This is a genomic window from Sedimentibacter sp. MB31-C6, assembly GCF_035934735.1.
Classification (GTDB): Bacteria; Bacillota; Clostridia; order Tissierellales; family Sedimentibacteraceae; genus Sedimentibacter.
The window spans coordinates 349,432-361,902 of record NZ_CP142396.1 but is presented as its reverse complement, the minus strand read 5'-3'; the positions used below and the strand labels follow the sequence as shown (position 1 = coordinate 361,902).

Genomic DNA, 12,471 nt, shown 5'->3' with positions numbered 1-12,471 from the left:
ATGGAATTAACAGTAAAGAACTTAGATGTTAAATATACTGATAAAAAAATAGTTAAGGATGTTAGTTTCCACATTAATACTGGTGAAATTGCTACAATAATAGGTCCAAATGGTTCTGGAAAATCTACGTTAATAAAAGCGGTTAGCAGATGTTTGAAAATATCTCGTGGTGATATTTTTTTAGATAAAATTAATATAAAAGAGAAAAAAACAAAGGATATAGCTCAAGAACTAGCAGTTTTGCCACAAGTAAAAAATGTATCTTCTGATATTTCAATAGAGGAATTAGTTTCTTATGGTAGATATCCTCATATTAAATTTGGTAAAAGGTTAGGGAAAGAAGATAAAGATATTATAGATTGGGCATTAGAGAAAACAGGGTTACAGGATATGAGAAAAAGGTTTGTTATAACACTTTCTGGCGGGGAGCGTCAGAGGGCTTGGATTGCTATGTCATTGGCACAAAAGCCTAAAATTTTAATATTAGATGAACCTACAACTTTTTTAGATATATCTTACCAGTTGGAAGTTTTAGAATTAATTAAAGAATTAAATGAAACATTAGGTCTTACTGTTGTTATGGTTTTACATGATTTAAATCAAGCCGCTAGGTATTCTGATAAAATATTAGTTATAAATAATGGTGAGTTATGTGATTTTGGTGAACCAGAAAATGTGATTAGCAGTTGTTTGTTGAAAGATATTTTTAGGATAGATGCAGACATATATGATGATAAAATTAATAATTGTCCGTTCTTTATACCTAGAAAAACTATAGCATAATATATAGCAAGTGCTTAGTTGATTTCTAAGTTATATTAAAATTTAATTTGAATAATAAAAACTGCCATTGGGGCAGATTTTTTTAAAGTAGTTTCTTTTTTAGTATATTAAGAAATTATAATCTGAGTTTGGAGGAACAAAAATTGTTAGTTATTAAAAATCTAACTAAAAAATACAATGATTTAATTGCAGTTAATAATTTAAATTTAAAAATTAATAAAGGGGAGTTTTTTGGACTTTTAGGTCCAAATGGAGCGGGTAAAACAACAACTATTAGAATGATAAGCACATTAACTCCAAAAACATCTGGAGATATTATTATTAATGATAAAAGTATGGATAGAAATTTAAAAGAAGTAAAAATGAAAATAGGAGTTGTACCACAAGGCAACAATTTAGATGTAGAAATGACAGCATGGGAGAATCTCGAGCTAAATGGCAGGATTTACAACATACCTAAAGATATTAGAAGAAAAAGAATAAATGAACTTTTAGATTTTATAGAATTAAGTGATAGAGCTGATAAGCTTGTTAATGAGTTTTCAGGAGGAATGAAAAGAAAACTAATGATTACAAGAGCACTTATGCATAATCCTGAATTACTTCTTTTAGATGAACCAACGGTTGGACTTGATGCAGCAGCGAGACGTAAAATGTGGGATTTGTTAAAAAGGTTGAAGGAAGATGGATTGACAGTATTATTAACTACACATTATATAGAAGAGGCAGAAGTTTTGTGTGATAGAGTTGGGCTTATAGATGAAGGGAAGCTAATTCGGTTAGATTGCCCTAAAAGTTTAATTGAAGGGGTTGGCAAATATACCGTTGAATATTATGAAAATGGAACAACAAAAAGCGAATTCTTTCAGAAAAAAGAAGAAGCAGCTTCTTTTGCGGATACTTTAACAGGAAGTATAAATATTAGACCATCTAATTTGGAAGATGTGTTTATAAAATTGACTAATAAAAGGGTGGGTGAATAATGTCAGCTTTTTTAAGTATTTTATGGCAAGAATATGTGCTATTTAAAAGAAAATTTTGGACTATAACCTTAGCTTCCATGGTTTCACCAATATTATATTTAATTGCTTTTGGTTGGGGGCTGGGTGGAGGAGTAACCGTAGAAGGTCAATCATATATTAAATTTATTATTCCTGGTATTGTTGCATTGACTACAATGTCATCAAGCTATAACAATACAGCAACATCAGTAAATGTATCTAGAATTTTTTATAAAACATTTGAATCATTTATGATAGCACCCATTACTTTGACTTCCTATGCCTTGGGCAAAATTGTTTCAGGTGCATTAATGGGAATATATTCAGCTTTTCTAATAATTTTTTTGACATTAATATGTGGTATTGAATTAGAATTATCATTATATTTTGTTCTCATTGTCATTCTTAATTGTTTAGTTTTTGCTGCTATTGGATTTGCAGCTGGAATATTAATAAATTCTCATCGAACATTGTCTAAATTTTCAAGCTTTGTAATAACTCCAATGTCGTTTTTATGTGGAACATTTTTTTCCTTAAACAAAATGCCAGGCGTAATGAAAGGTGTTATATGGATATTACCACTTACCCATACAAGTTTAGGTTTAAGAAGCAACGGTGAAGAGATAACAAATTTAATTATTCATCCTCTAATATTAGTGTGTTATTTTTTAATAGTATTTGTTATAGGTATAAGAGGATGTAAAAAAGCTGAATAAAGTTATATCAAGCAATATCGAGTGATAAGGAAAGGAGTTATTATAAATGAAAAGTACAAATGCAATATATCCATTTACGGCAATAGTTGGACAAGAAAATATGAAAAAAGCATTGATATACAATGTTATAAATCCTTCTTTGGGAGGAGTTTTAATCAGAGGTGAAAAAGGAACAGCTAAATCAACTGCAGTTAGAGCATTAGCTGAGCTTTTACCCCAAAAATCTATTGTTGAAGGATGTGTTTTTGGATGTGATCCATATGATAAAAGCAGTATGTGTACAGAATGTATGGAAAAAATTAATAATGGTATAACACTAAATTCAACAAATAGTAAAATGAAAGTTATAGATTTACCCATAAGTGCTACAGAGGATAGAGTAGTAGGTACGTTAGATATTGAACATGCAATAAAAAATGGTGAGAAGAAATTTGAACCAGGTATTTTAGCATATGCAAATAGAAATATATTATATGTGGATGAAGTGAATTTGCTTGATGACCATGTAGTAGATATTTTATTAGATTCAGCAGCCATGGGTGTAAATACAGTGGAAAGAGAAGGTGTATCGTTTTGTCATCCTGCCAAATTCATTTTAGTGGGAACAATGAATCCGGAGGAAGGCGACTTAAGACCACAGCTATTAGATAGATTTGGAATGGTCGTAGATGTGGTAGGAGAGAGAGAAACAGAAAAAAGAGTAGAAGTTATAAAAAGAAGGCTCAAATATGAAATGGATAGTTCAGTTTTCATAAAAAACTACATAGAAGAACAAAATCAATTAACGGATAAAATATTAAATGCACAAAAGATGCTTAGACTAGTTAAAATAAGTGATAAAGTACTTGAAATGGCCGCTACAATTAGTATAAAAATGGAAGTAGACGGACATAGAGCAGATATAAGTATTATAAAAACTGCAATGACTATAGCAGCCTTTGATGGTAGAGATGAAATAAATAATAGAGATATGATAGAAGCAGCAGAATTGACACTCCCACACAGAATGAGACGAAGACCATTCGAGGAAGGTTTATTAGATTTTTCTAAAGTTGAAGAAATAATAAATTGCATAGCCGAGTTGTAGAATAGGGGTGATTATAAAATGGAAAAAACTTATGTATTTCCTTTTGTAGCAGTTATTGGCCAGGAAAAAATAAAAAGAGCTCTAATATTAAATTTAATAAATCCTTTAATTGGCGGAGTTTTAATAAGTGGCGAAAAAGGTAATGCAAAATCTACATTAGTTAGAGGTTTAGCAGAGTTAATGCATTCATTAAAAGTAGTTGAAATACCACTAAATGTAACCGAAGATAGATTGATAGGAACAATTGACATTCAAAAAACAATCATAAATGGTGAAATAAATTATGAAGCAGGTATTTTGAAAAGAGCAGATGGCAACTTTTTATATGTTGATGAAGTTAATTTATTGAGTGAAAATATTGTAAACAGCTTATTAGATGTATCATCATCTAAAATAAACTATGTTGAAAGGGAAGGAATATCATATTCGCATAAATCTAATTTTGTTTTAGTTGGAACTATGAATCCAGAAGAGGGAAATTTGAGGTCACAGTTTTTAGATAGATTTGGATTGTATGTTGATGTTAAGGGAATACAGGTCATAGAAGATAGAAAAGAAATAATAAAAAGAAGATTAGAATACGATAATAATCCAGTTAAATATATAGAAAAATGGCAAGAAGAATCGAATAAGCTTTATGATAGAATAATATGTGCGAAGAACTGTCTTGAAAGAATTGAAGTATCAGTAAGTTCAATGGAATTAGCAGCAGAATTATCCGTAAAATCTAATTGTCAGGGACATAGAGCAGAGATAATAATTATAGAAACTGCAAAGGCTATAGCTGCATTTGATAATAGAACAAATATATGTAATGAGGACATTTATGAAGCAGCGAGATTTGCACTTGCTCATAGAATACGCGAATTGCCTCCTAAAACAAGCAATGGCGAAGACAATAAAGATGAAAAAAACAATAAACAAAACAATAATGAAAAAGAAAAAGAAAATCAAGATGAAAACAAAAATAATAATGAGCATGAAATAGAACAAGAAGAAAACAAATCGGAAGATAATATAAATTTTGAAAATAATGAAAAAGAAACAGACAATGATGACAAATATGATAGTAATATAGATGATATTGGTAGTATCTTTTCAATTAAGCCACTAAAAATAGATGCGCAAATTAGAAAAATTTATAAAGGTAGTGGGAAAAGAAGTAAAACAAAAACAAATTTGAAACAAGGCAGATATGTAAAATATAGATTTACTAAAGAAAAAGTAAATGATATAGCTTTCGATGCCACAATTAGAGCGGCAGCACCATATCAGAGAATAAGAGAAAAAAATAATCTTGCTATATCTATTGATAAAAATGATTTTAGAGTAAAGATGAGAGAAAAAAGGATAGGAAGCACTATATTGTTTATAGTAGATGCAAGTGGTTCAATGGGAGTTAAAAAAAGAATGACAGAAGTTAAAGGAGCAATTTTATCTTTACTAACAGATGCATATCAAAAAAGGGACAAGGTAGGTATGATTGCTTTTAAGAAAAAAGATGCAGAAGTTTTGTTGGAAATTACAAGAAGTGTAGAACTAGCTCAAAAGAGTTTGAGAGTGCTTCCAACAGGAGGTAAAACACCTTTAGCAGTAGGTCTTTCTAAGGGGTATGAAATTATAAAGACTAATATGAGGAAAGATCCTGATATGTTGCCAGTCATAGTTCTTGTAACTGATGGAAGAGCTAATTCATCATTAGATGGTGGGGATGCTTTTCATGAGGCAATTAATATGGCTATTAAAATTAATAAATCAAACATACAATCACTTGTTATAGATACTGAACAAGGTTTCGTAAAGCTTGGGCTTGCTAAACAAATTGCAAATGCAATGAACTCTAAATATTATAGCTTAGGAGATCTTGCAGCAGATAAAATAGTTGGAGCTGTAAAAGAAAGTATGATTATGTAGTGTGGAGGCAAATATGTTAAAGCTAGTGATAGTAACAGTGTCTAATCCAGTTATATCAGACATTATAAAAGCAAAAAGTGTAATAGAAGAAAAATACGGTAATCTCTTGGATTTAAAATTGTTTTACGTGGGAAGTAAGGTTTCCCCAGATAGTTTGAAAGAGATAGAAAATTCAATAGTAGAGAGCAATTTCATCATACTTGATTTAATGGGAAGTAGCCCTGAAATAGGTAAAACATGCTTTAATAGTTGTAAACATTATAATAAAAATCTAGTTATAATAGGCAATGGAGAAAGATATAAGTTAAACACTGTTTCAAGGCTAGGAGAATTTTTAGTAAAAGAGCACCCATCACAAATAGAAGCTATAGAAGTAACAGGATCATATGAAAATACTGAGTTAGTTAACAATAAAGACATACGAAATTATATATATATTAGGCAATACTGGAAGAATGCAGGAGTAGAAGAAATCCTCAACATGTTGTATTTAATTTTAAGAGATTATCAAAATCATAAAGAAATCAAAGAACCTCAACCTCCAGTCAAACCTAAGCCAATATCAATTTGTGACCCATCAAATATGAAGAGATTTCTAGATTTAGATGATTATATAAAACAAGGATATATTAATTATGAAAAACCAACAGTTGCAATACTCTACTATGGAAATAGTGGACCAAATAGGACACAAGATCAAATAGGGAAGATATCAGATAGAATATCCCAATTTGCAAATGTAATTCCTATTGCATTTACTTCCTATGGCAGAAGGCATTTAAATGAAGTAGAGAATATATTATTATCACCAAATTCTCCTAAAATAGATATTATACTAAATTTTATGGCATTTAGATTGGCGTCAGGACCTATGAGAGAAGAAAGTCAACATGATCTTGATTTACTAAAGAAGCTAAATGTGCCTTGCATACATCCTTTCTTCATGGCAAAGAGAGAAATTGCAGAATGGGAAGCATCTGATAAGGGAATTAGTACAGGGGAGTTTTTAACAACTGTAATGCTTCCAGAATTAGATGGTTCTATTGAAATGTACCCAGTTGGAGGTATAAAGAATAATAGCTTTAACAAACAATATAACGTTGAAATTATTGAATTAGACATAATAGAAGATAGAGTTGAAAAGTTAATTGGAAGAGTTAAAAAGTGGATTAATCTAAGACATAAACAAAACAAGGACAAGAAGGTTGCAATAATATGTTACAATTATCCACCATCAGAAGGAAATATCTTTGGAGGTGCTTTTTTAAATACATTTGAATCAGTAGAAAACATACTTAGCAATTTAAAAAATGAAGGTTACAGCGTAGATTCTATAAGCAAAGAAGATCTGATGGGTTATTTCACTGCGGGCAAAATAGTAAATTCAGGAAAGTGGAGTACAGAAGACACAAGTAAACATATGATTAAATATAATTCGAAAAATTATATTTCAGAAATTAAAAATGTAGTTAACTATAAGGATACTTGTGGAACATGGGGAGAAGCACCTGGAAATATAATGGTAGAAGGAAATGATTTTTTAATACCAGGGAAAATTTTTCAAAATGTATTTGTTGGGCTTCAGCCAACTAGAGGTATTCATGAAAACCCTGAAAAAACATATCATGATAGATTTCTTCCGCCGCATCATCAATACCAAGCATACTATAAATGGTTAAAAGAAGAGTTTGAGGCAGATATAATAGTTCATGTTGGTACACATGGTACACTTGAATTTTTAAAGGGAAAAGAATGTGGTATGTCATCAGATTGCTATCCAGATATTATGGTATATGATATGCCACATGCCTATATTTATAATATTACTAATCCTGCTGAGTCATCTATAGCAAAAAGACGTGCTCATGCTGTTATGATTAGTTATCAACCCCCTAATTTCACGGAGGGAGAACTATATGGAGATTTAATTTTAATAGAATCACTAATAAATGAATATCATGTAGCAGAACATACAGATGCTACAAAATGCAAAGATATTTTTAGTAATATTAAAGAAAAGGCAGAAAAGTTAAACATCTGTGCAGAGAATTTAGATGAACTTGAAAATGAACTATATAGAATGAAAAGGTCCTTAATACCTTGTGGGTTACATACATTTGGAAAGGGATATAATGTAGAAGAAGCAATTAATTTTATGAAATTTGTATTAAGATACGATAGAACAGAAACTAAATCTTTAAAAAGACTAATATGCGAACAAGAAGGATTAAATTATGATGAAGAATTAAAACAAAATAATGTAGAATTATTGAAAAGATTAGATGTTTTTTCTAATGAAATTATAGATAATTTTATAGATAAGGGTGAAGTTGATAGCTGTTATTTAGATGCACTAAACTTTGGTAAGCAATGCATGGAAGCTGTTAGAAATTGTAATGAAATGAATGGACTGCTAAAGGTTTTAAACGGTGAATACCTTTCAGCAAAGATGTCAGGAGATGTATTTAGAAATCCTGAAGTTTTACCTACTGGCTATAATATGTATCAGTTTGACCCATATTCCGTTCCTACAGCAGTTGCATATGAAAGAGGAAAAAATATAGCTGAAAATACAATAGAAAAATACAAAGCTGAAACAGGTCAATATCCTAAAAGTGTAGCAATTGTTCTTTGGGGAATTGAAACATCAAGAACACAGGGTGAAACATTAGGGCAAATATTAAATTATTTAGGAGTGAAAATAGGCAATAACAAAAATAAATTCAACTTCCAGTATGAAATAATCCCAATGGAAAAATTAAACCACCCAAGGACAGATATAACAATTGATATGTCAGGATTTTTTAGAGACATGTATCCTAATATGGTAGATGAGTTAAATAATATTTTTAGAGATATATATTTGTTAGATGAACCAGATGATTTCAACTATTTTAAAGCAAATAGCAAGAAAATTTATGATAGTCTTATAAATCAAGGCTACGAAAAATGTGAGGCAGAAGAATTATCCTATTCCAGATTATTTGGTCCGAGAGAAGGGGAATATGGCAATGGCGTAAATAAACTAATAGAAACAAGAAATTGGAAAGATGAATCACAATTAGGAAATTTGTTTATACAAAACACAGGAAATATCTACACTAAAAATTATAGAGGAAGAAAAATAGAAGGCTTATTCAATGAGATGCTTTCGAAAGTTGATTTAGTAACTCAAATTAGAAGTTATCATGGTTATGAAGTTACTGATTTAGATGATTTCTATACTCATTTTGGAGGTATGGCAAAAGCAGTTGAAGTATCTAAAGGTGAAAAAGTAAAAATATATATAAATGACACAACAGGTGAAAAAATAGAAACCGATAACGTGCAAAATTCTATAGCTAGAGGGGTTAGAACAAGACTATTAAATCCTAAATGGATAGATGGTATGCTGGAGAATAAATATCATGGAGCACAGAAAATAGAAAAAATATTTGAAAATATTATAGGACTTGCATCTACTACAAACGAAGTTGAGGGATGGATATTCGACAATCTGCATTCAACTTATATAGCTAATGAAAATATTAGAGAAAGAATGAAAGATAACAACAAATGGGCATATTCTGACATAATAGAGAGAATGATAGAAGCTAAAGAACGAGGGTACTGGAATGCAACCGAAGAACAATATAAAGAGCTTTGTAAGGCATATATTGAAACAGAAGGAAGTATAGAGGAGGGTATATAGTTTTTAGAATACAAATAAGGTAGAATTAAATTAGTATTTTTAGCAATTTCAGCAGAAAAGTAATTGGTGAAATTATACATATAAAATTTCGAGTTATAAAGTCTAAAGAATAAATTAAGATAAATTTATTTTGGAGCTTTTAATAAATTTAATGTTGTTGACACCATCTTGTATATACATTATAATTATATATAGATTAAATAATTATATTGGGAGTGATTTACAAAAATGGACAGTGACGGGATAAGTCAGGTCAGTATATTTTTATTGTTATTAATTATGTCAGGATTTTTTTCAGGTACTGAAAATGCATATATTAATTATAATAGAATAAGAATGAAATACTTAGCAAATTCAAATAATAAAAAAGCAGACTTGGCTTTGAAGTTAGATGAAGATTTTGATAGTTTAATGGCTACTATATTTATTTGTAATATAATAGTAAATATTACTATAACATCTTTATCATTATTTATTATTTCTAAAAATTTTCAAAATATTAGTATTACAATGGCAACGATAATTACAATAATTGTAATAGTTATATTTGGTGAAATGCTACCAAAAGGTTTAGCTAATATGGCTCCAGAAAAAACAGCTATGTTATCAGCACCAATAATTAGAATATTAGTAATACTATTTAAACCTCTAAATATATTTTTTTGTTCATGGAAAAAAATATGTAGCAAAATAGTAAAAGAAGAGGAACAACCTTCAATTACAGAAGATGAATTAAAATCAATGATTGATGAAGTAGAAAATGAAGGAGTAATAAATAAAAGTGAAAGTGATTTATTACGATCTGCTATAGAATTTAACGAAACTATAGTTGAAGATATTTATACACCTAGAATTGATATATTGGGAATTGAAGAAAATGATAGTCTGGAACATATAAAAGATATTTTTTTAATCAGTGGATATTCAAGACTTCCTGTTTTTCAAGGAGATATTGATCATATAATTGGTGTTTTACATGAAAAAGATTTTTATCAATCACTTAATCGAAAAGAAAAGAATATTAAAAAACTTATATCAAAGGTTTTATTTATAACACCCAATAAAAAAATATCAGAATTGTTAAGGGACTTACAATTGTCAAAAGCTCATATGGCAATAGTTATAGATGAGTACGGTGGTACAGAAGGCTTAGTGACGATGGAAGATATAATAGAAGAACTTGTAGGTGAAATTTGGGATGAGCATGACAAGGTAATAGAATGGTTTAAGAAAGTAGGAGATGAAAAGTTTCTTATATCCTGTAATGCAGATATTGATGATATGTTTGATTTATTTGATATTGAACAGGACGAAGAACTAGATGTTACTACTGTTAATGGATGGCTTACGATGATTTTTGAAGAAATTCCTGAAGAAGGAGATAAAATTTCATATAAAAATTTGGATATTACCGTTACAAAAGCAGAAGCAAAAAAAGTTTTAGAAATAAAAGTAGAAAGAGTTAATAGAGAATGTGATGTGATTTAAAGATAGATATACAAAATATGTATTTATAAATGGAAACAAACATATTATTAAATAATATGTTTGTTTTTTTGTGTTTTAATATTTGAATGAAAGGATGGTTATATTTGAGAAATATTTGGTTTGGGTTGATAGGACTTGGATTAATTTTTTCCTTTTTAAATAATAAACCTGAGGTAATTTCTAATATTTTATTTTATGACATACAAAAATCTGTAGATTTAATATTAAGCTTGGTTTCCATTATGGCTTTTTGGACTGGTATGATGCGTATAGTAGAAAAATCAGGAATACTAAATAAAATTGCTTATGTAATAAGGCCGTTAATTAAATTTTTATTTAAAGATATTCAAAATAATTCTCTAGCAGTTAATGCAATAATAATGACAATAGCAGCAAATTTTCTTGGAATGGGAAATTCTGCAACTGCTCTCGGTATTAAAGCAATGCAAGAAATTCAAAAGACAAATAAAAATAAAAAAATTGCAACTAATTCTATGTGCATGCTTTTAATTATAAATATATCATCCATACAGTTACTCCCTTTGAGTATTATAAAGATTAGGGCAGAAGCAGGGGCTGTAAATCCAACAGATATAATTATGCCTACATTATTAGCAACAACTTTTTCTACTATAATTGCTGTTGTTTTTGCTAAATACTATGAAAGGATTTAAATATCATGAATATATCTGATTTGATTTTACCTGTATTAATAGGTGTGATTTTAGTTTATGGAATAATAAAAGATGTAGACATTTATTCAGAATTTATTGAAGGAGCATTAGAAGGTGCAATGTCAGCTTTAAAAATATTTCCATATATATTAGCAATAATTTTTGCAATTAATTTATTTATACAATCAGGAGCTGAAGAATTTATAGTAAAATTATTAAGTCCCATTTTTTCAAAAATAGGATTTCCCTCAGAGTTATTATCTTTAGTAATTATAAAACCGTTGTCAGGTGGAGGATCATTAGGAGTTGTTCAAACAATAATCGAAAAATATGGAGCTGATTCTTTAATCGGTAGATGTGCTTCTGTTATGATGGGTTCTTCAGAAACGCTATTTTATACTATAGCAGTTTATTTTGGTGCTGTAGGTATAACTCAGACTCGTTATACTGTTAAAGTAGGAATTATTGCTCATGTAGCATCGTTACTAGCAGCTTTTATAGTTAGCCAATATATGTTTTAGTATAAAGTAGATTATTATTGGATTTATGCATTCTCTCTTTCTTTGTTACCAAAAGTTTCTTGCCAAAAGATAAAAACACCAATTAAAAGAAAAACATCACCAATACTTATTGCTTTAACGAAAGGATAGGGTGGAGGTAATGTTATGATATCACATAATATTTTAAAGTGTGTAGCATCTGTAAGTAATGAATGTACCAAATCTTGCCCCGATTTTAAAAATAATATATTAGCTTTATAATTTAAAAGGCTTTCAGAAACTAAAACTGGCATTTTAAAATTATTTGTAATTATAGCAATAAAGTTTAATAGTGTTCCAATTAAAAATATTTTCATATAATGTTTTTTAATATTTATAATAGCTATAATTAGTATTCCGAGATAAATCAACCAATTTAAAGATAATATCTGCAATAAATTACTGTTATTGAATCTTTTAAATAAAAATTGAGCAGTAATTTCTATTATTGCCATTATTATAATTATTTTGTAACCCTTTATTTCTATATCTATTTTTGATAAAATTACAGTTTTTCTTTTTCGTATCATTAATATAATTAAAGATATTATTGATATAATTACCATTTCTATAAGCAT

At 29.0% G+C, this 12,471-nt stretch carries 10 protein-coding genes; 9 read left to right on the top strand and 1 reads right to left on the bottom strand.

What is annotated here, in order from left to right; all coding sequences use genetic code 11:
• The 9 genes from U8307_RS01800 to U8307_RS01760 all read left to right on the top strand — a co-directional run bounded on the left by U8307_RS01800 (position 1) and on the right by U8307_RS01760 (position 11,875).
• Entirely contained in the window at positions 1-783 is a 783-nt protein-coding gene (locus U8307_RS01800) for an ABC transporter ATP-binding protein (RefSeq protein WP_326909691.1), read from the top strand.
• Between the two features lie 143 nt (positions 784-926).
• Positions 927-1,766, top strand: coding sequence for an ABC transporter ATP-binding protein (locus tag U8307_RS01795; RefSeq protein WP_326909689.1), 840 nt, complete (start codon positions 927-929; stop codon positions 1,764-1,766).
• Positions 1,766-2,500, top strand: coding sequence for an ABC transporter permease (locus U8307_RS01790; protein ID WP_326909687.1), 735 nt, complete (start codon positions 1,766-1,768; stop codon positions 2,498-2,500). Before U8307_RS01795 ends, U8307_RS01790 begins: the two co-directional genes overlap by 1 nt.
• 46 nt (positions 2,501-2,546) lie before the next feature.
• The gene (locus tag U8307_RS01785; protein ID WP_326909685.1) at positions 2,547-3,587 is read left to right on the top strand and encodes an ATP-binding protein; all 1,041 of its coding nucleotides are present in this window, start codon (positions 2,547-2,549) and stop codon (positions 3,585-3,587) included.
• A gap of 18 nt (positions 3,588-3,605) precedes the next feature.
• On the top strand, positions 3,606-5,501 hold the full coding sequence (locus U8307_RS01780; protein WP_326909683.1) for a magnesium chelatase subunit D family protein: 1,896 nt from the start codon (positions 3,606-3,608) through the stop codon (positions 5,499-5,501).
• 13 nt (positions 5,502-5,514) lie between these two features.
• Entirely contained in the window at positions 5,515-9,192 is a 3,678-nt protein-coding gene (locus tag U8307_RS01775; RefSeq protein WP_326909681.1) for a cobaltochelatase subunit CobN, read from the top strand.
• Positions 9,193-9,420: 228 nt separating this feature from the next.
• Positions 9,421-10,680 (top strand): hemolysin family protein, encoded by a 1,260-nt coding sequence (locus U8307_RS01770; protein ID WP_326909679.1) that lies wholly within the window; start codon positions 9,421-9,423, stop codon positions 10,678-10,680.
• A 104-nt stretch (positions 10,681-10,784) separates the two neighbouring features.
• A complete protein-coding gene (locus U8307_RS01765) occupies positions 10,785-11,354 on the top strand; it encodes a nucleoside recognition domain-containing protein (RefSeq protein ID WP_326909677.1) in 570 nt (189 codons plus the stop codon).
• A gap of 5 nt (positions 11,355-11,359) precedes the next feature.
• Positions 11,360-11,875 (top strand): spore maturation protein, encoded by a 516-nt coding sequence (locus U8307_RS01760; RefSeq protein ID WP_326909675.1) that lies wholly within the window; start codon positions 11,360-11,362, stop codon positions 11,873-11,875.
• A gap of 23 nt (positions 11,876-11,898) precedes the next feature.
• On the opposite strand, the gene U8307_RS01755 is transcribed toward U8307_RS01760, so the two are convergent.
• On the bottom strand, positions 11,899-12,471 hold the full coding sequence (locus tag U8307_RS01755) for a DUF5317 domain-containing protein (protein WP_326909673.1): 573 nt from the start codon (positions 12,469-12,471) through the stop codon (positions 11,899-11,901).